Below are 22,077 nucleotides of genomic sequence, written 5' to 3' on the forward strand. Positions count from 1 at the left end.
TCGCTCCCGTCCAATGACCAGCACGACTGCTCGGTCGGGCCCTTGAGCACGTGGGCGTAGAACCTCTCGACGTCGGCCGGGTTCACCGCATCCTCCGCTGCGCCACATCGGCTCCGCGGCCGGTGCCGGTGCCGAGCGTGGCACGGCCACCGGTCCGCAGGCGTTCGCCATGGCACCGACTCGGGCCCGAGTGTGACGGGTCCGCCGGGGGTGACGATAACGATCACGCGGCCAGCCGCCTGCTGCCCGCGTCCTGGACCGGGCGGGCCGGTCACACTGGAGCCCCGGGCGCCGTCCGGTGACGCCCGCGGCACCGCTTCCATCCGCTGCACCCGCCGGGGACCGCAGTCCGGCTCCGTCCTCGGCGCCCGACTCCCAGGACCGATCATGGACACCACCCACCGCGTCATCGCCGCGACCGCCGCACTTCTGCTGGCCGTGGCCGCACCGGCCACCGCCGCCGAGCCCACGCCGCCACCTGAGCCACCGGCCGAGAATCAGTTCCCGCCGGCGAGCACGCACGGGAAGTTCGTGCCGCTGCCCGAGGAGTTCTTCGCGACCGACACCGTTCCGCTGTGCGGTTCGGAGGTCACCATCGCCGCCGACGACGCCGGCACCGGCCGGTACCGCGCCCTGGTGACGGACGAGGGGGACACCGTGGTCGAGTACCGCGGGGACCTCACCGTGGACATCACCCGGGCCTCCGACGGGGCGACGCTGGAGGACGTGCTTCTGGACGGGCGGGCGATCGAGACCTACGACGCCGACGGTGTGACCGCCACCTTCGACTACACCGGACCGTCGCTGGTGATCGCCGTCGACGAGATGGACGTCCAGGCCATGGAGGAGGCCGGGCTGCCGCAGGCGTTCATCTACCTCTCCGGACGCCTCTCGAGCACCATCACCCTGGAGTCGGCACCGGTGCCCGGCCAGCAGCCACCGCCTGCGGTCTCGGTGGAGATCACCGAGAACACCGCGGAGTACGTCGTCGACCTCTGCGACCTGCTCGACCAAGCCGCTCCGGAGGCCGCACCTGCCCCGTAGCCGACCACCCGCACCGGCCTCGCCATCAGGGGCGGGGCCACCCCGACCAGGAGAGGAACCCGTCATGAACGACACCCACACCAGCAGTGGCGCCGGTCCCGGCGGCGCAGCGACCGGAGATCGCCGGCAGCTGGTCGAGCGGGCCATCGCAGCGCTCAACGCCCACGACACCGCGGCGTTCGCCGCGACCTACAGCCCGGATGCCGTCGTCCACACCTCCGCCAATCCGGAGCCGGTGCGTGGGCGGGAGGCCATCGAGCAGGACACCGAGCACTGGAACACCGCAATGCCGGACATGGCGATCGAGATCGAAGACCTGGTCGTGGACGGCGCCACCGTGGCGATGCGGCTGCTGTTCACCGGCACCCACACCGGACCCCTGACCACCCCTGACGGTGAGGTGCCCCCCCCACCGGGAAGGCGGTGTCGGTCCCCATGGCCGTGTTCAACCGGAACGACGAGAACGGGCTGACCTCGGTGGAGCACCGCTACCTGGACCTGGCCGACATGGCCCGGCAGCTCGGACTCGCGTGAGCGGGCGAACCAGCGCTCACCCCGGTCTCCGTGCTGGACTACCGGGGTGTCCGTCGGCTCGGCTGGACGATCGGGCCTTCTGGGCTTCGAGCCCGGCGAGCTCCACCTCGGTCCTCCGGCATCCGTCGGGGGAGCGAGTTCTCGGCGCTGATCACGCCGTCGGGGGACCGGGCCCGGATCACGGTCGAGGTGCAAGCGGTCATCGGTCGTCTCCTCGGTGGTGACGGGTATGGCAGCGAACACCGCATCGGCCGGTGCCCGATCGTGGGGGTAGGTCCGCTGCGTGCAGTGGCCTTGCCGCACGAGCCCGCCTGCCGGCGCCCGAGTGCCGGGCCGGTAGACCGGTCCTGGGCCGTTGCGCGGTGGAAGTGCTCGTGGTCCTCAGCGGACTCCCGCGCGGACCGCCTGTCTCCTGGCAACAGGATCTGTCGATCCTTGTGCTCCGGGTCGATGTCCGCCGAATGGTCTGAGAAGACATTCCACAGTGCGGTGAGCCGTCGATGGCAGATCAGTACGCAGGCCGGTTCCAGGAGTCCGAGGTGGAGGTCGGCCCGACGCTCCCGCGAGTCCGGAGTCGCTCGCAGGAGAGCAGCCGGGCGAAGCCGCGCTGGACCACCCAGCGGCGCTGGCCCTGCCCGGAGCCGTGAGCGACTCCGCGGCGGGCGATGCGCGGGGTGATCCCGTGGGCGTGCAGCAGTCGCCGGTCCTCGCCGTGGCCGTAGCCACGGTCGGTCACCAGTTCCCGGGGTTGTCGCCGGGGCCGACCGCTGAGTCCGCGGATCGGTGGCGTGGAGTCGACCAGGGGCAGCACGTGCGAGCTGTCCACCGCGCACCGGTCCAGGTCCGGTGCCCCGGCTGCGTGCAGCTCGGCCAACGGCATCTCGTGCGCCGCCGGCCACACTCCAGCCTCCGTCCGGTCCCTCACGTGCCGCCAGCACGTCACCCCAAAGACCCTGGACTGATCCCGGGGCAGCCGGTTCCAGCCGAGCCCGGTCTCTGGCACGAACACAATCCCGCCCAGAACGGCCCAGTCGTGGGCCGGCTTGCGCCCGGGGTGCTGGTAGCGCCGAGGTGATCGTGCTGGCAGCAGGGGTTCGACTCGCTCCCACAACGAGTCCGGCACGAGATCCCCCCATCACGCCCACCAGGGTCGCCGGGGACCCCGTCAGCGTTCAACAGCTACGTGGCACTCACTCCGAGATGATCTCCGAGCCTTCCGACCGGGCTGGGCGTGACGATCACCGAGGAGCTCGTCGAAGCCGCCTGGGAACGCGGGGTGAGGACGGTCGTCACCGCCCTGCGCGCCCCGGACGCCGCGCTGACCGACGGGCTGCACATCACGCACACCGGCCGGCTGGTGGAGCCGACCTCGGTCGAGGCGAGCCGCACGACCGGCTGAGGGCCGTCATGAAACGACGGACGGTCACGGTTGCGTCGCTTCTCCCACCGTTTCGTTGCGAGTGCGAACACCGGGTCGCACGCTGATGGCGTCCGCACAACGCAGGAGGCGGTCGTGAGGACGACAGACCCGCACTACGGCGCCACGGGAGGCTGACATGGGTGGACGAGGACGAGCGGTCTGGGGCGGTGCCGCAGCAGGACTTCTGGTCCTGGCCGGCGGGACGCCCGCGCAGGCGGCGGGGCAGGGAGCGGTCACCGCAGGGAACCAGCCGTACGAGGTGCAGACCTGCTACGACGACATGCTGGGCAACAGGCTGTGCACCACGCTGGAGGGCCGGGCCCTGCAGGTGGTGCTGCCCAACGGCCGGCAGCTGAACCGGGACCGGGGCACGCACACCTCCGAGGGGTACACCTGGGACGGGTTGTACTACCGCGAGGCCGGCACCCATCACTCCTTCACGGTCTACGAGCAGTACACCTCGCCGTGGGAGTGGGACGACCAGGTCACCCGGGTGGATGCGACCACCACGCTGAGCTTCGAGAACGGAGACGTCTGCGTCATCAGCCAGACGTTCGTGCAGGTCGACGGGCAGGCGCGCAACGGCAGCTCCGAGGTCGTGTGCAACTGAGCGGGCCGCGGCACCCGGACCGACGGGCGCCGAGACTGGCCGGTCAGCCGGCGGCCGGCTGGTGCATCCGCGACTCGACCGCGGCGGCGATGGTGTCCGGGGCCGCCGCGGACCGGTCGTGGATCCGCGGGCCGGGAGTGTCCTGGTCGTAGCTGCGGTCGAAGACGACGTGCTGCCACATCGGGGTCGTCCGCCCGGTGCTCTTGTCCTCGTCGTCCACCAGCACGGCCCCGCGCAGCGTGGTGTTGTCGTGGGCGAGCACGAGCTCGTCGTGCCAGTCGTGTAGCCCTAGTTGTACCCGGTCAGGACGTTGGTAGCAGGAGGGTGTTGACGTGAGGAGAGCCTCCGGGTGGGGTGTGGCTTGTCTAAGGCCCACATCCACCACGGAGGCTCCCGTGTCCCACCGTAATGCCCGCACCACCGTCCACGGCAGGCTGCTCATCGTCTCCCGGCACCGTTCCGGGATGCCGAAGTCCCACATCGCCAAAGCCATGGGGATCTCGCGCAAGTGTGTGTCTCACTGGATCGCCCGCTACGACACCGAGGGCGAGACCGGTCTGCAGGACCGGTCCTCCCGCCCGCACACCACCCCGACCCGCACCTGCCCGAGCACGGAGCAGCGGGTCCTGGCGCTGCGCGCCAGGACCCGGCGGGGCCAGGACTGGATCGCAGGTGAGCTGGGCATCCCGGCACGCACGGTGGGGCGGATCCTGGCCCGCCACCAGGTCCCGTACCTGCGGGAGCTGGACCCGCTCACCGGTGCGGTGATCCGGTCCTCGAAGACCACCGCGGTGCGCTACGAACGCGAGCACCCCGGGGAGCTGGTGCACATGGACGTGAAGAAGCTCGGGCGGATCCCTGATGGTGGCGGCTGGCGTGCCTTGGGGCGTGCGAACGCGGTCAGAGATCGACGCCATGGGCCCGGCTTCGACTACGTGCACTCGGTGGTCGACGACCACTCGAGGCTGGCGTACTCGGAGATCCACGCCGATGAGAAGGGCGCCACCTGCGCGGAGTTCCTGGCCCGGGCGGCCGTCTACTTCGCCGGCCACGGGATCCCGAGGATCGAGCGGGTGATGACCGACAACGCCTTCGCCTACCGTCATTCCGCGGCCGTGCGGGAGGTGGTCGCGGCCCTGGGTGCCAAGCAGATCTTCATCCGCCCGCACTGCCCGTGGCAGAACGGCAAGGTGGAGCGCCTCAACCGCACCCTGGCCACCGAGTGGGCCTACCGGCAGGTCTTCATCAGCAACGACGAACGCACCGCCGCCCTTGCCCCCTGGATCGAGCACTACAACACTGAAAGACGCCACAGCGCACTCGGCGGACACCCACCGGTCAGCCGCCTGCGACCAACCTCATGACCGGGTACACCTAGTGCCCGGCCACCCGGTGCACCTTCGCGGAGTGGGCCATCGTGTCGGCGAGCATGGCGGTGGAGGCGAAGAGGACGTCCCCGACCGCGGCATGCAGCTGCTGCACCGCCTCCATGCACCCGTCCTCGGGGCCCGGCAGGCGGGAGAGGTCCGGGTGCTTCGTCGCCGCGGCCACCAGCTCGTCGCGCACCGGGTCCCCGGTCATCTCCCGGGCGGCGTGCTCCGGGGCCAGCGGGCTGGCCAGACCGGCCTCGGAGGGCGAGCGACCGGTGAGCGCGAGAGCGGTCAGCGTCGCGGCGGCGACACGGCGAACGGGGCGGATGGAACTCTGCACAGCGCCTTCTGTTGCGGGGTCGCGGACGGGCGCGGTGACGGTGGCGCACGCGCCTCCGGTCAGGACGGCGTACTCGGTGCTTGCCTTCATGGCGGGGCTCCTTCTCGGAGGAGCTGGGCTCGGCGTGCTCGCCGGGCGGGTGCACCTCATGCGTGCGGAGTCGCACCCTCATCGTTCACCCGGTTCAGAGGGCGGTGAGGAGCACGGTGGTGGCCGGCGCCGGCATCATCAGCGCGGTGGCCCCGTCCAGGACCTGCCAGGTGATCGGGCGGGTGGAGGCCGGCCGCAGCACCCCGATGCCGAATCCCGCTGCCAGGAACCACACCGCGCTGGCGGTGATCGCCCCGGCGCCGAACCACCACTTGTTCCCCGGCCCGCAGGAAGTGGCGGCGGCGCCGAGCACCAGCCCGGTCTCCAGGAGCACGTGGGCGTTCAGCCAGGTGATCGCGGTGATCGCCAGGGCGGTAGGGACCCAGAGGTGGGTGGTGAGGATCTGGCTCATCCCGGTGATCCCGGAGCTGATCAGCAGCGCGTCGGAGACGATGCAGATGCCGACGACGAGTCCGACGTGACGGTGGGCCGGGCCCTGGCGGATGAGGAAGGTGTGCTGCGCTCCCAGGGAGGTCAGCAGCGCGAGGTTCGCCCCGAAGCCGAGCAGCGCCACGGCGGTGACGGTGGTGGCAGGCATGGCGGGGATCTTCCGCAGGCGCGCAGGACGCAGCGACGACCGAGAGGGGAGCCGTCACCTGTCCCGCTGGCCGGCTGCCGCCGAGAGCGGCCGGGTCGGCAAGCGGAAGCGGACCCTGTACTCGGTCACCACCGCGGGCCGGGCTCAGCCGGGCCGGTGGCTGACCGAGCCGGGTGGGGCGCCGGTGCTGGAGTTCGAGGCGCTGCTGAAGGTCTTCTTCGCCGAGCACGGCACGAAGGCCGACCTGCTGGCCACTCTCGCCGCCGTGCAGGACTGGGCCGCTCAGCAGCTGGCGGAGGACGTACGGACCGCGGACCGCTGCCTCACCGGCGACGGCCAGTTCCCCGAACGGAGCGCCCATCTGGTGCTGGCGGGGAGGATCCTGTCCGACTTCGCCGACATGACGGGGCGGTGGGCTCGATGGGCGGCCGAGGAGGCGGGGCAGTGGCCGCAGGACCTCGGGGAGGCCACTCCGAACCAGGAGGCCCTGACCGAGATCGCTCGGCGCACGCCGGACCGGTGATCGGACTACCGCAACGTCTGGGGCGGACTGTCCGTCAGCGGCGGCCCGGATCATCACCGGGTGGGCGTTCAACGGCGCAGGCTCGAGGACGCGGTGGGTGACGGTCCAGGACCTGCGTTCGATGCGCCTCAGCCGGCGGCGGGGAACCGTCGGACCATGGCCACGCTGCTGCCGGGGACGATGCCGTACAGGAACGCCCCGACCGTCTCGAAGCCGTGCTCCCGGACAGCCCGGGCGATCTCGACCTGGCCCTCGTCGGCGCCGGTGAAGCCGGTGACGGTGCCCGCGGCGAAGATCGGCCCGGAGCCCGTCTCGGACTCCACGACCTTCCACCGGGTCGGGCCGGTGAACCCGGGCCCGGCGTCCTCGCCCCACTCCACCACCAGCGCGTAGAGCGTGTCGGTGCCCTCCTCCAGCTCCTCGATCGCGCGCCGCACGCTGCTGCGCAGCACATGGATGTCCCCGCCGCACTCCTGCTCCAGGTGCTCGCGCAGGAAGGCCAGCAGGGCGTCGTGGTCAGGCATGGGCTCCTCCTTCGGCTCCACCACGGGGTCTATGGCACCAGATGGTAGATCAGCTCCGCACCGACCAGCAGGCCCAACCGGAGAGGCTCAGCCGGTGGGGGCGCGGTAGCGCAGCCGCCACAGCGGGAGCCCAGCGACGACCCCCTGCCCGGCCAGGACGCTGAAGCCGTGGAGCCCGTCGGTGACCTCGATCCCGGCCACGGCCTCCTCTCGCCGGCCCGACACCGGACGGAGGTCCGGGTCGGCGCGGGAGAGGTCCGGCAGGCAGGCGCCGAGGTCGTCGAGGATCTCGGCCCACACCCGGTGCGCGTCCGGGGCCTCGGGGTAGGTCTGCGGGTCCGACCCGGCCGGCGGTGCGGGACGGCCGGCCGAGAGCAGCTGCGGGATGCGGTCCCGGTCGGCGTCACAGGGGATCGTCACCGTGGCCCCGGAAGTGCACCGGACCGCGGCCGTGTCCGGAGCGACGACCGCGGTGCGGGGGACGACCGGGCCGCTCCACCACGGCCGGCTCATGGCGGACGCTCCCGGCGACGGGACGGGTGTTCATGGGCAGCTCGGATGTGCAGGGCGTTTCGCACGACGTCCGGGCACGTGCCCGGAAACCCCCCGACAGTGCGTCGTCGTCACTCCGACAGAGCGCCTGTCCGACGTGTTCGTGCGGACGCCGACGCCGGCGATCGAGGGGCCCGCCGCAGTTGCGACGGACGCGCACACCCGGCCCGGAGCCGTGCGATCCCCGCGGTCGCCGAGCCGGCCTCAGCGGCGGTGGAACCAGCCGCGGTGCCGGCTCTCCGGTGCGGCCCGGTGCGTGCCGTCGCCGTGGTGCCGGCCGCCGGGATAGAGGGTCCGCGCCTCGGCCAGCTTCTCCTCCCGCAGCGCTGCCGCGGTCGCCGGGAACGACGCCGCGGCGGTCGGGGTGGCGAGTCGGGCGTCGCCCGCGGCGGTGACCGACCACCCGGTGCCGGCCTCCAGCAGCGACCGGTGCTTGGTCCGGTAGTAGTCGTCGCTGACCTCCAGGGCGGTGCCGGCGGCCCCGCAGGCGGCGGCGAGCAGGTGGAAGTGGAACCGGGTCGTCAGCCACGTCTGGCCCGGGCGTGCCGGGAACCCCTCGAGCCACACCTGGGTGAACGGCACGAAGTGCTCTGCGGGGATCAGATCGGCCAGCTGCTCGAAGCCCGTCCGGTCCGCCCCGGGGATGGCCTCCAGGTAGCGCACCGTCCGCCCGGCCAGGGGGCCCTCCAGGGCGGCGCGCACCGCGGCGACCGCGGCCTCCGCCGCTCCGGGGGAGGAGGTGTCGGACTGCAGGCACACCCACACGTCCCCGTCCGGCTCCCCGTCCTGCACCGGGTCTCCGGTGAAGCCGGGGACGGCCTCCAGCCCCAGGAAGGCGTCGTCGGGGCCGTGGGCCACCCCGGCCAGCTCGGCGCTGGGGGCGTCGCGGACGGTCGCGTGGTCGAAGACCGCCAGCGCCTCGCGCACCGCGGTCGCGTCGGCGGCGGGGTACAGGCCCAGGCCGGTGGCGTACAGTCTGGCCCCGGTGAGCTCCTTGAGCCGGCACGCCGCACGCAGCAGCCCGGCGTGGTGGGGCCAGATCGCGTTGAGGTAGCCGCCGCCGAGCAGGTGCACGGAGTCCGCCCGGCGCAGGGCCAGCAGCCCGAGGTCGTAGCGCGGGGAGCCGAGGTCGGTGATCAGCCGGTCGATGTGGGCGCCGGCGGCCACCGGGTCCATGGCGGCCGTGTCGACGACCAGTCGCCACAGCGTGTCGGTGAACCGCACCCGCGGGTGCAGCGAGCCGACGAGGTGGGCGGCCTGGCCGGGGTTGGTGCAGTCCAGCCACACCTCGGCCTCGGGGTGGACGGCGGCCAGGTGGCGCAGCCAGGCGGCGGCGATGAACTCGTCCCCGAAGTTCGGGTGCCCGGTCGGGGCGACGAGGTAGAGGACCGGGGCGGGCGGGGGCTGCTCGTGGTGGGATGTGCGCGGCATCGGCCCAGGCTATCGGCCGTGCGGGACCGGCGGAGCCCGGAGGTCGTGGACGCCCTGGATCCCACGCCGGAGGCCGTGGCGCAGCCGGTCGGCGTGCGGACGGCCAGGGACGGGAGAACGAGGAGGCGGCAGACAACAGGACCCAGGGGCAGGTGCGACGGCGGGCGACGCGGCGCCGTGCCGGCCCGTCGGCGCAATCGCGTGCTCCCGATCGTGCCTGTGTACGGTGGCGAACAGGGGCCGCGCCCCCCAGCGGCCCGGGACGAGAGGAACCCAGGATGTCCCCCCGCACCCTGATCACCCGCGGCCTGGCCGCCACCGCTCTGGCCACCACCATGGCGATCACCGGGATCGCCCCGGCCTCGGCCTACAGCGCCACCGTGTACTACTTCGCCACGAAAGCCCGTTGCGAGGCGAAGCAGCCGGCCTACAAGTCCGGCTGGACCAGCGTCTCCACGTGCCAGCCCAACGGCGGCGGATGGTCGTTCCGGGTCGTGCACTACAGCTGATGTCCGCTCGGGAGACGGTGCGCAGCTGGTCCAGTCGGTGGTGCAGCGCGGGGAGAGGTCTTCCTGCTGGCTGCGCCACGGCACCGGCGCCGCACGAGCAGAGAGGGGATCGCCGATGAGCACACCCCGCGTTCCCCCGCGCCCGAGGCCGGCCGCCCGGCTGAGCCGGACGGGGGAAACGCTGCTGACCCACGCCCGCCGCGCCTGGCCGGGGATCCGCCGGGAGGTGCTGCCGGCGCTGCTGGTCTTCTGGGTCAACCTCGTCGCCTGCGGCCTGGCGTTCGCCGCCCTGGAGTCCGACGACGACTGGTTCCGCGGCCTGTACTGGTCGGTGGTCACCGGCTCCACCACCGGCTACGGCGACGTCCTGCCGCAGAGCACGGCCGCGACCGTGCTGACCATCTACGCGATCGCCTCCTCCTGGTTGCTGAACCTCGTCGTGGCGACGCTGCTGATCAAGAACGTCATCCCCGAACCCCACCTGTTCACCGACGCGGAGCAGCGCCACGGCCAGGCCCACGACGCCGTGCAGACCGCCCACGCCCGCTACCAGACCGCCATGCTCGAGGAGCTCTGCCGGCACCGGACGGACGCCGATCCGCACACGGACCCGGCCTACCGGCAGCTGCGGGACGCCGAGGAGCGGCTGCACGACGCCGAGGCGGCCCTGCGGGACGAGCAGCACGAGCGCGGTGAGGCCCGGGCGCCCGGCGCACCCTGACGGCCCGGAGGCGTCCCCTCCGGCGCGACGTCCGCCTGCGCCGTTGCGTGCAGGAAGGGCTGCCGCATCAGCGTGTTCGCGGCGACCCCTCGGCCGGCGGCTGGTCCCGGAGCTGCTCGGCGTGCTGGTGCCAGCGGTTCTCCAGCCGGACTGCGTTCTCCAGCCAGCCGCCTGTGACCGGGAAGGGGACGACCTCCTCGGTGGTCGCGAAGTACCCGAGCTGGGCCTCGGTGCTGAGGCAGGTCTCGCCCCTCCAGGACAGTGCGCGGGCGGTGTAGCCCAGCTCGACGCCGTGCTTGCGCAGCTCGGTGATCCAGGTGTCGACCGCGGGATCCTGGTGCGAGGAGAAGGGCACGCTGGTGATCTGCCGGCGCCCGTCCTGGTCGAACAGGACGTGCAGGACCGGGGCCGACTCGGTGAGCGCCCCGCCGCCGTTCTGGACCAGGACGATGCGGCGCACGATCCGGTAGGAGGCCACGACGGAGGCCACGTCCGCCCAGGGGATGCTCCGGCGGACCGGGGCGTCGGCACCGACGGTGCTCCACTCGGTGGTCTCGATGCCGGCCTCGTGCAGGGTGCAGGTCGAGCGGTGGCGGGCGTGCCAGGCGCCTCGCCGCAGCAGGTCCACCGTTTTGACCAGGAGCAGGACTCCGGCCGCGACGGGAATCAGCGTGAACAGCAGCCACGGGTTCCCGAACGCGATCATCAGCCAGGCCGGCACGCCGATGAAGAGCCCGGCGAGAACCGCCAGGAAGAACAGTCCGACCACCGCGGCTCCGCGCCAGAACAGGTCCTCCGGCTGCTCCCGGAGGACGTGGACGACCGGGCTCCCGGTCACGGAGGTCTCGGGCGCGGGGCTGGGGTCCGGCGTCACGTCGGGGTGCTCGCTCTCGTCACGTGGTGGCTGCGGCCGGGTGGGGCGTCCCAGGCTCTCGGAGCCTATCGGCAGGCAGGTGCAGGACGCCGGAGACGGCCCACGCCCGGGCGGTGGATGCACGCCGGGGCGGCCCGGCGGCTCGTGGGAGGATGCGGTGAGCACGACGGTCGGAGAGGAGAGGTCATGGTCAACCCGAGGACGCAGTGGGCGACGCTGGGACCGGCGGTGGTGCTGACGGCCGTGCTGTGGGCGGCACTGGGCGGCTGGCAGTGGTGGTTCCCGGGGCTGTGGTTCGCGGCCCTCGTCGTCGTCGGGCTGGCCGGCACCCGGAACCGATCGCACGGCAGGCCCCGGAAGCCCTCCGCGGACACCGCCCGGCGTCGCTGCACGAACGAGCGGGCGCCGGGCGGCGTGCCACAATAGAGGAGTTACGAAAGCGAACGACCTGCTCCATCCTCACCCCTGGAGGTCACCGTGAACCGCTCCTTCTCCGCCGGCGCCGCCGTCACTCTCGTCCTCGGCCTGATCCTGCTGTTCGCCGTCTCCGCGCAGAGCCTGTCGCTGGGGAGCTTCTCCATCGACCTGGGTGTCCTGGGGTGGATCCTCACCGTCTCCGGCGCCGTGCTGCTGGTGCTCTCGCTGATCCCGCGGCGCACCCGCGCCCAGACCCGCCACGTGGACGCGGCCGGCCACGAGTCGGTCACCGACCGCGAGACCCGGATCTGAGTCCGGTCGTCCGCGCCGGCACCCGTCGTGACGGCCTCCGCGCCCCCGGGTGCGGGGGCCGTCGCGGTCCTCCGCGGCTCCCGCGCACCCGCCGGTCGTTCCCGACGGCCCGAACCGCTCGTGCGGGATCGCCCGGGGGACGGCCGGCGCCCCGGTCCGCTCGGTCGCGCCGCTCGGTCTCCGCGTGCCCGCGGACCGGCCGGGCCAGCGGAGCTGGGAGACCGGCGGGCATGACCGCAAGCGCTCTGCCGTACTGGCTGGAGGTCGTCCGGGCCCTGGGCGCCGGGATCGGCCCGGTCCTGCTCTTCCTCACGGCGGCGATCGCCGCGCTCGTCGCCTGGATGACCTGTCACCGGCGCAGGGCCGCCGACGATCTGGCGCTGCGCCGGCGCAAGGAGGCCGACGACCGTGCGGAGTGGTGGCGCCGGGCCCAGTGGGCCATCGACTACGTCGCCGACCGCGACGACGAGCGGACCCGGATCGGCAGCCGCGCCCCGGACCACCTGCTCGTCTCCGAGCTGGCCACCGACGAGGACGTCGTGCTGATCCGCGGGATCCTGGACGCCGTCATCGAGGGCACCCGGGACCGGGCCTACGATGGCACCACGAGCCAGGAGGCTCCGGCCGCGCCCCGGGCGCGCCGGCTGCCCTGGAGCAGACCAGGGGAGTGAACCCGATGGCGCAGAAGACCCCGCGGTACAGGGTCGGCCTCGACCACGCCTTCGAGGAGCTGGCCACCCCGAACCCGGACGGCACCTACAGCGTGCGCATCCCGTTCGAGGGCGACCGCGTGATCGTGGTGCCCACCGAGTCCAGGGCGAAGGTCGTCGCCGAGGCCCAGGCGCTGCGGATCAGGCTCAGCCCGGCCGCCTGAGGCCGGTCGTCCGCACGGGCGCCCCGTCCGGTACGCCCCGCCCCGGGTCCGCGCGGGCGCCGCTGCCCCGACGGACTCGTCCCGCCGTGGCAGGGCGGACCACGGCCGGCAGGTCCGGGGGCAGGTCTACCCCGGTCGTGCCCCCCTGATCAGTGGAACGTTCCCGGAAGGACGGTGGTTGCGGCATGGACTCCTCGTGCCCCGACACGGACGCTGCGGCCGGCGCACGCCGGGACGCCGGCGGGAGGCCACCGGCGACGACGGCCGGTGGCGCAGCCGCTCAGCACGTCCCCCCGGGACGGGAGCCGCGGACGGCGGCCGAGCCCGACGCCGACCGGTGGCGGATCCTGGCGGTGCTGCTCGTGGCGATCTTCATGTCGCTGGTGGGGGTGAGCATCGTCAACGTCGGTCTCCCGTCGATCCAGGAGGGGCTGGGGGCCAGCCGGACCCAGATCCAGTGGGTGCTCTCCGGGTACGCGTTGACCTTCGGCGTGGTGCTGGTGGCGGCCGGGCGGGCGGGGGACATCTTCGGCCGCGGCTTCCTGTTCGTGCTCGGGGCCGCCGTCTTCACCCTCGCCTCGCTGGCGGCGGGCTTCGCCTCCGACCCGGCGGTGCTCACCGCCGCCCGGTTCGTCCAGGGCCTGGGCTCGGGACTGCTCAACCCGCAGGGGGTGGGCATGATCCAGCAGTACTTCCGCGGGGCCGAACGGGGTCGTGCCTTCGGGCTGTTCGGCAGCGTGGTGGGCATCTCCGTGGGCGTCGGCCCGCTGCTCGGCGGGCTGCTCATCCACCTGGGCGGCGCCGCCGAGGGGTGGCGCTGGATGTTCTTCGTCAACGTGCCGGTGGGTCTGCTCGCCGTGGCGCTGGCGCTCGCGTGGTTCCCGCGGCCGCTGCTGAGACGCGGGCACGGGCGGACGGCGGGGAAGGTCCTGTCCGAGCTGGACCCCGTCGGTGCCCTCCTGCTGGGGACGGCGGTCCTGGCGCTGCTGCTGCCGTTCATCGAGGCGAGGGCCGCGACCTCGGCCTGGTGGTGGGCGCTGCTGCCCGCCGGGGCGGCACTGCTGTCGGCCTGGCTGCTGTGGGAGCGCCGGTACAGGGCCGCCGGCCGCAGCCCGATGGTCGACCTGGCGATCTTCCGGGTCCGCAGCTTCTCCTACGGCTCGGCCCTCATCGGTCTCTACTTCCTCGGCGTCACCAGTGTGTGGGTGCTGCTCGCCCTCTACATGCAGCAGGGCCTCGGGCACACCGCGCTGGAGAGCGGACTGATCGGCCTGCCCAACGCCCTGGCCAGCGCCCTCGCCGCGAACTGGGCCGGCCGCCACGTGCTGCGCCTCGGCAGGGCGGTCGTGGTGGGCGGGATGCTCAGCGTGCTGCTCGGCCTGGCCCTCAGCGTGCTCGTCATCCAGCTCGAGGACCGCGGGATCGGCAGCGAGTGGTGGCTGCTGGCCACCCTCGTCCTCGTCGGGCTGGGGCAGGGCGCCGTGGTCAGCCCCAACCAGACCCTGTCCCTGGCGGAGGTCCCGCTGGAGTACGCCGGCAGCTCCGGGGGGATCATGCAGACCGGTCAGCGCATCGGGACCTCGATCGGCATCGCCGTCGTCACCGCGGTGTCCTTCACCGTGCTGCCCGCCGCGGGCTGGGCCCAGGCGATCACCGCCGGGTTCGCGATGATCGCCGTCATCATCTCCTGCGCCCTGGCCGTGGGCGTCGCCGACCTGCGCCACCGGCGCAGGGCCGACCGCGGCCCCGCCTGACACATCTCCCGCGGCGGAACGGGAACCCCGTCGCCGTCGGCACACCGCGTGCCGACGACGACGGGGGCCCGTCGCTCCCGGGCCCTCGCCCCGTGGGCGCCGCGCCGGGCCGGTCAGGCCCGCGAGGGCTCGACCACGGGGTGGTGCAGGGCCAACGCCCCGCCGGTGGCGCAGTGGGGCATGTCCGCCTGCAGGGCCGCCCCGGCGGCCGAGGACAGCGCCCTGCCCATGGCCTCGGCGTCGGGGAGGTCGGCCTCGAAGACCGCGAAGGACGGGGAGTCGCCCTCGGCCGCTCAGGCCTCGACGTCGATGCCCAGGTGCGCGGCGAGCTGCGGAGCGAGCAGCTGCAGCTGGAGGGCGTCGACGGTCGTGCCGCGCAGGTCGCCCGGGCCGGTGATCTCGGGCAGGTCGACCCCGCGCAGGTCGACGTCGGCCAGTGCGGCCCCGGTGACGTCCAGGGCGCCCACCTCCGAGTCGGGGAACGCCATCCGCTCCACGCGGGCCCCGGCGAGGTCGAGCTCCCCGATGACGCAGTCCTCGAACACCACGTCCCGCGCGTCGGCCCCCCGGAGGCTCAGGTAGCCGACCTTGCACCCGCGCACGTGCACGGCGTCCCACGTGCCCTCGACGCACTGCAGCACGCCGAGCCGGGAGCGCTCGAGCAGGCTGTGGCGCAGCGCGGCGCAGGCGGCGGTGACCGTGGGGACGTCGAGGCGCGAGAGGCGGCAGTCGGTGAGCCGGGTGCCCGTCAGCTCGAGCTCGTGGGCGTTCAGCTCGGCGAAGGAGCACGCGCTGAAGCCGACGTCCGTCAGCTCCGTGCCGGTGAGGTCGTCGCCCGTGAACGCCAGGGCCTCGTACGTGGCGAAGGGGCGCGGCGGGGTGCCGGAGCCGGCCCCGAGATCGGGCAGCTCGAGGGCGCGGATCCGTGGGGGAGCGGGGGTGGTGCGGCCGGCCATGCGCTCCACGGTAGTTCCTCCGGGCCGTCCACCGGTCCTCGGGTCGGCCCCGGTACCACCGCAGGGCGGTGGACGGCGTCCTCGGGGGGCGCTGGGACTCCGTGGAGCATCTCAGGCCGGGCACAGGAACCGGTGGCAGGCTCGGGCACCATGAGCACCTCGCCGACCGGCCGCCACCACGAGAGCACCCCGACCGCGCGCACGGCCCTCCGCGCCCTCACGGCGCTGGTGACCGCCGCGCTCGTCGCCGGCGCCGTGCACTTCGCCGAGCTCGAGCTGCTCACCGCCGCGATGCTCGTGGCCGTGGCCGGGATCGCGGTCGACGTGCGGCTGACCGCCCGGCTCGCGCGGGTACGGGTCCGCCCGTAGCGGACCGGCCGCCGTGGTCGGCGTTCGGGGGCCTGGGTGCTCAGCGGACGAACGGGCCGTGGGCCTTCATCCAGTCGTTCAGCCACCGCTCCAGCGCGTCGGCGTCCCACGCCGGGGCGTGGACCAGCAGCGCGTCGGCGGCGCGCCGGTGCACCGTGTCGACGCCGGGCCGGCGGGCGAGCTCGAGCGCCATGAGGTCCACCAGGGCGGCCCCGCGCGCGGCGACGGCGGCGTGCACGCCGACGTCGAAGCCCTCCGGCTCGGCCACGACGACGACGGGGGACCCGCCCGGCACCGGCAGCGGCGGCCGGCCCGTGCGCAGGTCGGCGATGACCCCTTCCGCGTAGCGCTCCAGCTCGGTGGCGTGCAGGGAGCGCTCCCCGCGCTTGAGCCGCAGCACCCCGCCCAGCGGCAGGGTGGGGACGTAGACCTGGTGGCCGTTGCCGAGCAGCACCGGGTGGTGGTGCAGGTGGTGGGCCGGGTCCTCCGGTGAGCCCAGGCCCCACCGGACGGTGGGTGCCCCGGTGATGACCACGATGGCGAGGTAGGAGACCAGCCCGTCCAGCAGGACGTCCATCGTCGAGGACGGGACCCTGACCCCCATCAGGGTGTGGCGGGCCCACGACGGCCACTGCCGGCGGGGCAGCACGGCGGAGCCCGCCGCCGGGTCGGCGGCCAGCTCGGTGCGCCGGCTCTCGATCCACTGCCACAGCGGCGTCAGGGAGGCGGGCGAGCCGTCGAGCAGGGCGTCCGGGGCGAACCCGTGGGCGGCGAGCTCGGCGCGCAGGCGCGACCACGCCCGGGGACGCTCTGCGAGGAACTCCTCGAGGGCGGCCCGGGCCTGCTCGGCGGTCATCAGCCGGTAGGGGGTGAACGGCACGGCAGGATCCTGGGGACGTCGGGGACCGCCCCGCCGGGCGGGACGGGTGGACCAGCTCCACACCGTAGCCGCGGCGGCGGCCCGCGTCCGGATGGTGCGCAGTGCTACCGCGGCAGGTGCCGCTGCAGCCACAGGGTCAGCCACAGCTTCAGGCGCATCTCGTCCCAGTCGGGGACGTCCACGACCAGGGCGGCGGGGCCGTAGCGGTGCACCGATGCGACGCCGTCCCGGTCGGCGAGCTCGGCGATCAGCTCCTCCACGACCTGCGGGTGGACCGCGGGGATGTCCTCGCGCAGGCCGACGTCGAAGCAGTCGACCTCGGCGACCACCGTCACCAGCGGCTCCTCGATCGCCGCGGCCTCCGGGCCGCGCCCGTGCAGGGCCTCGACGGTGCGGGCGACGTGGACGCGCATCTCGTCCCCGGTCATCGGCGTGCGGCCGTGGGCGGACTGGTAGGCGCTGAACAGCGGGATGCCCGGGAGGAAGAGCTGGTGGTGGTCCGAGGCCAGCACGGGATAGTTCAGCAGCGGGTGGTCGGCGATCTGGTGCTCCCCGACCCACCACCGCGACTGCGGCACCAGGTCGGTGATCACCTCGGCGAGGTAGGAGACGAAGCCGTCGACGAGCGCCAGCGACTCCGCCGGCGGGTGCGGGTCGACCAGCCGGCCTTGGCGGGCCCAGCTGGGCCAGGACGGCCGCGTCGGGTCCTCCTCCAGCGCGGCCGCCGTCACGCCGAGCTCCGCCACCCGGTCGGTGATCCAGGCCCACAGCGGTCGGACCGAGTCGAGCGTCCCGTCGAGGACGACGACGTCGCCCGCCGCAGCGGAGACCGTCGCCCGCAGCGCACCGAGCGCGGTGGCGCGCTCGCGGAGGAACGCGTCGAGGGCGTCGGCGGCCTGGGCGGCGGTCATCAGCTCGTACGGCACGTCCCCCATGGCACCGACCCTAACCCCGCCGGCCTCCGTCGTCGGGCGCTCGGCGCGTCGAAGGCGCCGGTGCGTTCCGCGGACGGCCCGGCCCCGGCCGTCCCGCGCCGGTGTTTGCAGGCGCCCCGCCACGGTCCCTCCTGGAGGCCGCTCCTCGAGCAGGTCCCCGCGCACCCACGCCCTGAGCACCTCCAGGACCACGCCGACGAGCAGGCCGAGCTCGAGCGAGGAGGCGCGGTGGGTGAACACCATCAGCACCGCGCCGGCGCACGCGCCCAGCACTGCGCCGCGCACGATGAGCCGTCCGGCGGGCACCCCGGGGACCACCACGGCTCAGGCCGGGCGGGAGCGGGCGTGCAGCAGGGTCGTGGTGGCCACCACGATGACGGCGGCCAGCGCGATGAAGCCGTGGAGCCCCGGGACGAAGCCCGCGACCGCCACGGCCGCCACCGCGGCCAGGCAGCACCACGAGCCGAGAACGGCACGCCGTCGTCGGCGCACGCCCACGGACTCGCCGACCAGCAGCGGCCACGTGGTGGAGGTGAGCGCGACCAGACAGGCGATGAGGCCGATGGGCACGGCGATCGAGCCGTCGGTGAGGATCGGGTCCGGCACCGCGGGGTGCTCCGTTCAGGGTCGTCGGTCCGCCGGCCCCGGCGGACCGTGCATTCTCTTTCGCGAACGTACCAGAGCGTGCGGCGGCGCACTCCTCCAGAGCCTCGGTGCCCCGGGTGTGGAGCCTCCTCCTTCATGCAGCGACCACGCCACGGCGTCGCCGTCCTGAGGTCACCGTGGCCGGAACCCCGGCGTCCTCACCCCCGCAGGGCAAGGCGCCGCACCTCTGGGGCGGAGCTTACGGCTCTGCATCCTGGAGATCGTCGAGCAACCATTCCGCCAGCTGTCCGGGGGGCACCACGACCGTGGCCTCCTGCACCTGCCTGGCCTCTTCAGGGCTGAGACGGACCCCGGCGTCGCCGGCGGTCCCGACGATGTGCACGAGGCGCGCCGTGGCGTAGCCGGTGGCCAAGGCTGCACCCCAGGCCGGGCAGTGGTCGTACCAGGGGTGGTGCGGATCGGGACTGCACGCCTCCAGCCACCGTGCCGAAGCCAACGGGTACGGAGCGGGCGGCAGAAGGCACTGGTGCAACACCCACGTGACATCGGCCCACCGGCCGGCAGGAGTGTTGACCATGGGATAGAAGGTCGCCACCCAGTGGGTGGGGGAGTGCGGAGACAGCTCCACAGCGAGAACCTTGGGGGCGGAGGCGTCCATGCCGACTTCCTCTGTGCAGACGAACAATCACGTCGCAAGAAGGCGGCGGGGGACTGGGCCCCACAGCGGACGAGAACACGGCCCGAGGGTGATGGTCCATGGTAGCCCCGGCACAGGGAACAGCAGTACCTCGACGATCAGCGTGACTGCGGGGTTCACGCAAAGCATGGGATACGAGACGTCTCGTCCGAGAAATTTGCGCCCGCATGATTCCGGGGTTCGACCTGTCTCGCATCTTTGTGCTTTATCCATGGCCCTAGAATTGGATACTCAACGTTGGTTGCGAGACAGGTGAGGTGGACATGGGGAAGCTGATCGGGTACGCCAGGGTGTCGACGCGCCAGCAGGATGCACACCGTCAAGTGTCTGATCTCTTGGCCGCTGGCGTGCGGCGTGATGACGTGTACGTCGACAGTGGAGTGTCTGGAGGCCGTGCGTCCCGTCCAGCCTTCGACCAAGCGGTGGCCGCTCTCCAGGAGGGCGACACGCTGGTGATCACCACGCTGGACCGTCTGGGGCGGTCGACGCAGAACATGCTGGCCTTCGCCGAGGCGCTGCGGGGCAGAGGCGCCGGTCTGCGGGTGCTAAATCTTGGTGGGGGAGACGTGGACACCGCCACCCCGATGGGCTCGATGGTCTTTACCGTCATGGCCGCCCTGGCGCAGATGGAGCTGGAGATCAAACGGGAACGGATCACCGACTCGGTGGCCAAGCGCCGGGCCGCTGGCAAGGACCTCGGCGGGCGCCGCCCGACGTTCACCGACTCCCAGATCCGCAACGCGCTGCGGCTGATCGAGGGCGGGGAGCCGGCCACCCAAGTGGCTAAGGATCTCGGGATGTCGCGGGCGACGCTGTATCGGCGGGTGCGGGAGCTGCCGCAGGCGACGACCATCTGATTCCATCTCGGCTGTCCCCGTGCGCAGGGAAAGAACTCAGTGCAGGTGTCTCACCTCAGCCTGACGCACAGGGCGGCGGCGATCGCGCGGGCATCTTCTAGGACACTGGGACGTGAGTGGGCTTGGCCATGGCCACACCTGAGAAGACATCCGGTCGGGGACAGCTCACCCCTGCCAGCATCGTCAGTCAATACAGCCCATGCTGGCGCTTTACTAGAGCATTTGCGGGACTGGGGCGGGGTTGCGGGTGCTGAGCCTCGCTGGCGGAGACGTGTGGACCCCGCCACCCCGAGGGGGTCCATGGTTTCACTGCCATGGGCGTCCTGGTCCCGATAGGGTTGAAGATCAAGCGCGAACGCATCCCCGGCCCGGTGGCCGAGGGCCGGGCTGCCGGCAAGGACTTCGATGAACGCCGCCAAAAATTCATCGGCTCCCCAGTACGCAACATCGTCGGACTCCTTGAAGGCGGGGAGTTGGCCACCCATGTCGCCCGCTACTCGGGCATATTCGGGGCCCACCTCTCGGCGGGTCCGAGGGCTGCCCATGCTGATCACCTGAGGGGTGTGGTCCGGCAGTTGATGTCGCTGTGGCTCCGGTGCCCGGGGCCAGTCATCGCAGGTGGCAAGTGTGCCCGGCAGAGTGGTGGTCAAGTGTGGTGATGCTCAGGGCGTGTTCACGGCAGGCAGGGCGGCATCGTATTGCTGCCGTGCCGTCAGGATCGTGGGCATGTGCGTCTTCGCCCAGTTCTCCAGGGCCTGCAGGGGTTCCTGCAGCGTGACTCCGGCTTCGGTGAGCTCGTATTCGACTCTGGGGGGGACCTGGGGGTAGATCGTGCGGGTCACGAGTCCGTCGCGTTCCAGGGCCCGCAGTGTTTGGGTCAGCATCTTCTGCGACACTCCGTCGATGCGCGCCGCCAGCTGGGAGAACCGCAAGGGACCATCGCTGAGGGCGCCGACGACCAGGACGGTCCACCGGTCCCCGATCCGGTCCAGCACCTGGCGGGAGGGGCAGTCGCGTTGGTAGGGGTCGGCTGGTGGTCGGTCCATGAATGCGCTCCTGGGTTACTCCGGGGTGGGCCACTTACTCAGAAGTGCCTACTTCCGCGCCGATTGTCAGTTACTTAGAGTAACCAAGAGTGGTTCCAGAGGGAACCTTTGACCCCATGGCAGAGGAGAGACAGCACATGACGCGCATCGCAGTTCTGGGCGGCACCGGTTACGCCGGCTCGCACATCGTGGCCGAGGCGGCCCGACGCGGCCACGAGGTGACGTCCTACAGCCGCACCACCCCGGCGGAGCCGGTCGACGGAGTCGCCTACGTCACCGGCTCGGTGTTCGATGATGCCTTCCTGGCCCAGGTCGTGGCGGAGGCTGAGGTGGTCATCGAAACGCTCTCGCCCCGTGGGGAGCTGGAGGGCAAGCTCGAGGGCGTGATGGACCGGCTCATCGACCGGGTCCGGGCTGCCGGAGTGCGGTTGGGGGTGATCGGTGGTGCCGGGTCTCTGAGGGTGGCCGAGGGTGGGCCGAAGCTGATGGACACCGAGGGCTTTCCGGCCGAGATCCTGTCCGAGGTCCGGACCGGTGAGGCGCTGCTGGAGACCTTGCGCGGCACCGAGGAAGACCTGGACTGGTTCTACGTCAGCCCCGCCGGTGGCTTCGGCGCCTGGGCGCCCGGGGAGGCCACCGGGCGCTTCCGGATTGGCGGCGACGTACTGCTGATCGATGAGGAGGGCAACTCGTTCATCTCCGGGGCGGACCTGGCCACCGCCGTCGTGGACGAGATCGAGACCCCGACCCACTCCCGCCGTCGGTTCACCGTCGCCTACTGATCACCCGGCTTTCCCGCAGAGCCCCTGCGCCTACCAGGCGCAGGGGCCCTGCGCACCATCGTCGGGCCGGCCACTACGGGGGCGACAGGAGGGCGCCCCCATGAACCAGCCCTTCGTGCGCCAGGCTCTGGCAGCACCCCGGACCCAGCACGAGTACTTCCGGTGCAGCGGTCTTGAGACCGCCGCACCATCAAGTGAGAGGTCAACGTCGCCTCCCACTCCTGCTTTACATATGGCCCGGTTAGAGGCATGTAACCCACGGGAGTTCTCGCATCTGGTGCAACTCCCGTCCGGCCCATTTCGCTGCGGTTCCGCGGCGTGCTGCGGCCGGCCCGACGGCACTGGGCACCGAGTTGCTCGCCCGGGTGTTGCGGCTGCGCTGGCCAGCGTGGATTTCCTGCATCAGATGCACGATTCCACGATGACGTGGGATTCGGATGGACACTGCGCCC

Annotated in this window: 29 protein-coding genes and 1 pseudogene; 16 read left to right on the top strand and 14 right to left on the bottom strand. The window is 72.6% G+C overall.

Features of this window, described 5'->3' with window-relative positions; genetic code table 11:
* Nucleotides 1-387 precede the first annotated feature (387 nt).
* On the top strand, nt 388-1,044 hold the full coding sequence (locus AS188_RS10020) for a hypothetical protein (RefSeq protein ID WP_058858727.1): 657 nt from the start codon (nt 388-390) through the stop codon (nt 1,042-1,044).
* Nucleotides 1,045-1,108: 64 nt separating this feature from the next.
* Nucleotides 1,109-1,516 (top strand): ester cyclase, encoded by a 408-nt coding sequence (locus AS188_RS10025; protein ID WP_058858728.1) that lies wholly within the window; start codon nt 1,109-1,111, stop codon nt 1,514-1,516.
* A gap of 544 nt (nt 1,517-2,060) precedes the next feature.
* On the opposite strand, the pseudogene AS188_RS16510 reads toward AS188_RS10025, so the two are convergent.
* Nucleotides 2,061-2,701, bottom strand: a pseudogene (locus tag AS188_RS16510) (transposase); the annotation flags it as partial.
* A gap of 108 nt (nt 2,702-2,809) precedes the next feature.
* Here AS188_RS16510 and AS188_RS16915 point away from each other — a divergent pair.
* Both AS188_RS16915 and AS188_RS10035 read left to right on the top strand, forming a co-directional pair.
* Nucleotides 2,810-2,977 (top strand): hypothetical protein, encoded by a 168-nt coding sequence (locus tag AS188_RS16915; RefSeq protein WP_157570923.1) that lies wholly within the window; start codon nt 2,810-2,812, stop codon nt 2,975-2,977.
* A gap of 157 nt (nt 2,978-3,134) precedes the next feature.
* A complete protein-coding gene (locus AS188_RS10035; RefSeq protein ID WP_147050755.1) occupies nt 3,135-3,608 on the top strand; it encodes a hypothetical protein in 474 nt (157 codons plus the stop codon).
* A gap of 43 nt (nt 3,609-3,651) precedes the next feature.
* On the opposite strand, the gene AS188_RS16920 is transcribed toward AS188_RS10035, so the two are convergent.
* Complete coding sequence (locus tag AS188_RS16920) at nt 3,652-4,101, bottom strand: hypothetical protein (protein ID WP_211268343.1); 450 nt, start codon at nt 4,099-4,101, stop codon at nt 3,652-3,654.
* Between AS188_RS16920 and AS188_RS10045 the strand changes: the two genes are divergently transcribed.
* On the top strand, nt 4,004-4,972 hold the full coding sequence (locus tag AS188_RS10045; RefSeq protein ID WP_147050849.1) for an IS481 family transposase: 969 nt from the start codon (nt 4,004-4,006) through the stop codon (nt 4,970-4,972). The two genes, AS188_RS16920 and AS188_RS10045, sit on opposite strands and share 98 nt — an antisense overlap.
* A 10-nt stretch (nt 4,973-4,982) precedes the next feature.
* Here the strand turns inward: AS188_RS10045 and AS188_RS10050 are convergent, their stop codons facing one another.
* The gene (locus AS188_RS10050) at nt 4,983-5,408 is read right to left on the bottom strand and encodes a hypothetical protein (protein ID WP_058858731.1); all 426 of its coding nucleotides are present in this window, start codon (nt 5,406-5,408) and stop codon (nt 4,983-4,985) included.
* 94 nt (nt 5,409-5,502) lie between these two features.
* Nucleotides 5,503-6,006 (bottom strand): LysE/ArgO family amino acid transporter, encoded by a 504-nt coding sequence (locus AS188_RS10055; protein ID WP_058858732.1) that lies wholly within the window; start codon nt 6,004-6,006, stop codon nt 5,503-5,505.
* Between the two features lie 184 nt (nt 6,007-6,190).
* Here AS188_RS10055 and AS188_RS17130 point away from each other — a divergent pair, with 184 nt between their 5' ends.
* Nucleotides 6,191-6,529 carry a hypothetical protein gene (locus tag AS188_RS17130; protein WP_162629083.1) on the top strand — a complete coding sequence of 113 codons (339 nt, stop codon included), beginning with the start codon at nt 6,191-6,193 and terminating at the stop codon, nt 6,527-6,529.
* Nucleotides 6,530-6,657: 128 nt separating this feature from the next.
* Here AS188_RS17130 and AS188_RS10065 read toward each other — a convergent pair whose 3' ends face one another.
* From AS188_RS10065 to AS188_RS10075, 3 genes are all read right to left on the bottom strand, one after another.
* Complete coding sequence (locus tag AS188_RS10065) at nt 6,658-7,053, bottom strand: hypothetical protein (protein ID WP_058858734.1); 396 nt, start codon at nt 7,051-7,053, stop codon at nt 6,658-6,660.
* Nucleotides 7,054-7,140: 87 nt separating this feature from the next.
* Nucleotides 7,141-7,473, bottom strand: a complete 333-nt coding sequence (locus AS188_RS10070) for a hypothetical protein (RefSeq protein ID WP_147050401.1) — start codon at nt 7,471-7,473, stop codon at nt 7,141-7,143.
* A gap of 336 nt (nt 7,474-7,809) precedes the next feature.
* Nucleotides 7,810-9,036 carry a polysaccharide pyruvyl transferase family protein gene (locus AS188_RS10075; RefSeq protein ID WP_058858736.1) on the bottom strand — a complete coding sequence of 409 codons (1,227 nt, stop codon included), beginning with the start codon at nt 9,034-9,036 and terminating at the stop codon, nt 7,810-7,812.
* A gap of 278 nt (nt 9,037-9,314) precedes the next feature.
* Here AS188_RS10075 and AS188_RS10080 point away from each other — a divergent pair, with 278 nt between their 5' ends.
* Both AS188_RS10080 and AS188_RS10085 read left to right on the top strand, forming a co-directional pair.
* The gene (locus AS188_RS10080) at nt 9,315-9,545 is read left to right on the top strand and encodes a hypothetical protein (protein ID WP_058858737.1); all 231 of its coding nucleotides are present in this window, start codon (nt 9,315-9,317) and stop codon (nt 9,543-9,545) included.
* A gap of 115 nt (nt 9,546-9,660) precedes the next feature.
* Entirely contained in the window at nt 9,661-10,266 is a 606-nt protein-coding gene (locus AS188_RS10085; RefSeq protein WP_058858738.1) for a potassium channel family protein, read from the top strand.
* Nucleotides 10,267-10,333: 67 nt separating this feature from the next.
* Here AS188_RS10085 and AS188_RS10090 read toward each other — a convergent pair whose 3' ends face one another.
* Nucleotides 10,334-11,140 carry a hypothetical protein gene (locus AS188_RS10090; protein WP_058858739.1) on the bottom strand — a complete coding sequence of 269 codons (807 nt, stop codon included), beginning with the start codon at nt 11,138-11,140 and terminating at the stop codon, nt 10,334-10,336.
* Nucleotides 11,141-11,326: 186 nt separating this feature from the next.
* Here AS188_RS10090 and AS188_RS10095 point away from each other — a divergent pair, with 186 nt between their 5' ends.
* From AS188_RS10095 to AS188_RS10115, 5 genes are all read left to right on the top strand, one after another.
* Entirely contained in the window at nt 11,327-11,566 is a 240-nt protein-coding gene (locus AS188_RS10095) for a hypothetical protein (protein WP_058858740.1), read from the top strand.
* A 51-nt stretch (nt 11,567-11,617) separates the two neighbouring features.
* A complete protein-coding gene (locus AS188_RS10100) occupies nt 11,618-11,869 on the top strand; it encodes a DUF6458 family protein (RefSeq protein ID WP_058858741.1) in 252 nt (83 codons plus the stop codon).
* A 230-nt stretch (nt 11,870-12,099) separates the two neighbouring features.
* Nucleotides 12,100-12,540, top strand: a complete 441-nt coding sequence (locus tag AS188_RS10105) for a hypothetical protein (RefSeq protein WP_058858742.1) — start codon at nt 12,100-12,102, stop codon at nt 12,538-12,540.
* 5 nt (nt 12,541-12,545) lie between these two features.
* Nucleotides 12,546-12,743 carry a hypothetical protein gene (locus AS188_RS10110; protein WP_147050399.1) on the top strand — a complete coding sequence of 66 codons (198 nt, stop codon included), beginning with the start codon at nt 12,546-12,548 and terminating at the stop codon, nt 12,741-12,743.
* Between the two features lie 185 nt (nt 12,744-12,928).
* A complete protein-coding gene (locus tag AS188_RS10115; protein ID WP_083529389.1) occupies nt 12,929-14,497 on the top strand; it encodes an MFS transporter in 1,569 nt (522 codons plus the stop codon).
* A gap of 293 nt (nt 14,498-14,790) precedes the next feature.
* Here the strand turns inward: AS188_RS10115 and AS188_RS16925 are convergent, their stop codons facing one another.
* Nucleotides 14,791-15,462, bottom strand: coding sequence for a pentapeptide repeat-containing protein (locus tag AS188_RS16925; protein WP_058858744.1), 672 nt, complete (start codon nt 15,460-15,462; stop codon nt 14,791-14,793).
* Between the two features lie 141 nt (nt 15,463-15,603).
* Here AS188_RS16925 and AS188_RS16930 point away from each other — a divergent pair, with 141 nt between their 5' ends.
* On the top strand, nt 15,604-15,822 hold the full coding sequence (locus AS188_RS16930) for a hypothetical protein (RefSeq protein ID WP_147050397.1): 219 nt from the start codon (nt 15,604-15,606) through the stop codon (nt 15,820-15,822).
* Between the two features lie 40 nt (nt 15,823-15,862).
* On the opposite strand, the gene AS188_RS10130 is transcribed toward AS188_RS16930, so the two are convergent.
* From AS188_RS10130 to AS188_RS10145, 4 genes are all read right to left on the bottom strand, one after another.
* Nucleotides 15,863-16,702, bottom strand: a complete 840-nt coding sequence (locus AS188_RS10130) for a hypothetical protein (RefSeq protein ID WP_058858746.1) — start codon at nt 16,700-16,702, stop codon at nt 15,863-15,865.
* Between the two features lie 104 nt (nt 16,703-16,806).
* Complete coding sequence (locus AS188_RS10135) at nt 16,807-17,943, bottom strand: hypothetical protein (protein ID WP_236944963.1); 1,137 nt, start codon at nt 17,941-17,943, stop codon at nt 16,807-16,809.
* 18 nt (nt 17,944-17,961) lie between these two features.
* On the bottom strand, nt 17,962-18,243 hold the full coding sequence (locus tag AS188_RS10140) for a hypothetical protein (protein WP_058858748.1): 282 nt from the start codon (nt 18,241-18,243) through the stop codon (nt 17,962-17,964).
* Between the two features lie 238 nt (nt 18,244-18,481).
* A complete protein-coding gene (locus AS188_RS10145) occupies nt 18,482-18,901 on the bottom strand; it encodes a hypothetical protein (RefSeq protein WP_058858749.1) in 420 nt (139 codons plus the stop codon).
* Nucleotides 18,902-19,203: 302 nt separating this feature from the next.
* On the opposite strand from AS188_RS10145, the gene AS188_RS10150 reads away from it, so the two are divergent.
* Nucleotides 19,204-19,797: a recombinase family protein gene (locus AS188_RS10150; RefSeq protein ID WP_058859871.1), complete on the top strand. Its 594-nt coding sequence runs from the start codon at nt 19,204-19,206 to the stop codon at nt 19,795-19,797.
* 662 nt (nt 19,798-20,459) lie between these two features.
* Here AS188_RS10150 and AS188_RS10155 read toward each other — a convergent pair.
* Nucleotides 20,460-20,843 carry a winged helix-turn-helix transcriptional regulator gene (locus tag AS188_RS10155; RefSeq protein ID WP_058858750.1) on the bottom strand — a complete coding sequence of 128 codons (384 nt, stop codon included), beginning with the start codon at nt 20,841-20,843 and terminating at the stop codon, nt 20,460-20,462.
* Nucleotides 20,844-20,980: 137 nt separating this feature from the next.
* Here AS188_RS10155 and AS188_RS10160 point away from each other — a divergent pair, with 137 nt between their 5' ends.
* The gene (locus AS188_RS10160; RefSeq protein ID WP_058858751.1) at nt 20,981-21,625 is read left to right on the top strand and encodes an NAD(P)-dependent oxidoreductase; all 645 of its coding nucleotides are present in this window, start codon (nt 20,981-20,983) and stop codon (nt 21,623-21,625) included.
* Nucleotides 21,626-22,077: the final 452 nt, after the last annotated feature.

Origin of the sequence: Kocuria flava (genome assembly GCF_001482365.1) — a bacterium.
GTDB classification, from domain to species: Bacteria; Actinomycetota; Actinomycetes; order Actinomycetales; family Micrococcaceae; genus Kocuria; species Kocuria flava.

Coding starts and splice junctions, on each gene's coding strand:
- AS188_RS10105 (WP_058858742.1), top strand. CDS start 12,100: ATGACCGCAAGCGCTCTGCCGTACTGGCTGGAGGTCGTCCGGGCCCTG.
- AS188_RS10055 (WP_058858732.1), bottom strand. CDS start 6,006: ATGCCTGCCACCACCGTCACCGCCGTGGCGCTGCTCGGCTTCGGGGCG.
- AS188_RS16920 (WP_211268343.1), bottom strand. CDS start 4,101: ATGGCTTTGGCGATGTGGGACTTCGGCATCCCGGAACGGTGCCGGGAG.
- AS188_RS10160 (WP_058858751.1), top strand. CDS start 20,981: ATGACGCGCATCGCAGTTCTGGGCGGCACCGGTTACGCCGGCTCGCAC.
- AS188_RS10050 (WP_058858731.1), bottom strand. CDS start 5,408: ATGAAGGCAAGCACCGAGTACGCCGTCCTGACCGGAGGCGCGTGCGCC.
- AS188_RS10155 (WP_058858750.1), bottom strand. CDS start 20,843: ATGGACCGACCACCAGCCGACCCCTACCAACGCGACTGCCCCTCCCGC.
- AS188_RS10035 (WP_147050755.1), top strand. CDS start 3,135: ATGGGTGGACGAGGACGAGCGGTCTGGGGCGGTGCCGCAGCAGGACTT.
- AS188_RS10075 (WP_058858736.1), bottom strand. CDS start 9,036: ATGCCGCGCACATCCCACCACGAGCAGCCCCCGCCCGCCCCGGTCCTC.
- AS188_RS10080 (WP_058858737.1), top strand. CDS start 9,315: ATGTCCCCCCGCACCCTGATCACCCGCGGCCTGGCCGCCACCGCTCTG.
- AS188_RS10115 (WP_083529389.1), top strand. CDS start 12,929: ATGGACTCCTCGTGCCCCGACACGGACGCTGCGGCCGGCGCACGCCGG.
- AS188_RS10025 (WP_058858728.1), top strand. CDS start 1,109: ATGAACGACACCCACACCAGCAGTGGCGCCGGTCCCGGCGGCGCAGCG.
- AS188_RS10065 (WP_058858734.1), bottom strand. CDS start 7,053: ATGCCTGACCACGACGCCCTGCTGGCCTTCCTGCGCGAGCACCTGGAG.
- AS188_RS16930 (WP_147050397.1), top strand. CDS start 15,604: ATGAGCACCTCGCCGACCGGCCGCCACCACGAGAGCACCCCGACCGCG.
- AS188_RS10085 (WP_058858738.1), top strand. CDS start 9,661: ATGAGCACACCCCGCGTTCCCCCGCGCCCGAGGCCGGCCGCCCGGCTG.
- AS188_RS10110 (WP_147050399.1), top strand. CDS start 12,546: ATGGCGCAGAAGACCCCGCGGTACAGGGTCGGCCTCGACCACGCCTTC.
- AS188_RS10020 (WP_058858727.1), top strand. CDS start 388: ATGGACACCACCCACCGCGTCATCGCCGCGACCGCCGCACTTCTGCTG.
- AS188_RS10145 (WP_058858749.1), bottom strand. CDS start 18,901: ATGGACGCCTCCGCCCCCAAGGTTCTCGCTGTGGAGCTGTCTCCGCAC.
- AS188_RS10150 (WP_058859871.1), top strand. CDS start 19,204: ATGGGGAAGCTGATCGGGTACGCCAGGGTGTCGACGCGCCAGCAGGAT.
- AS188_RS10095 (WP_058858740.1), top strand. CDS start 11,327: ATGGTCAACCCGAGGACGCAGTGGGCGACGCTGGGACCGGCGGTGGTG.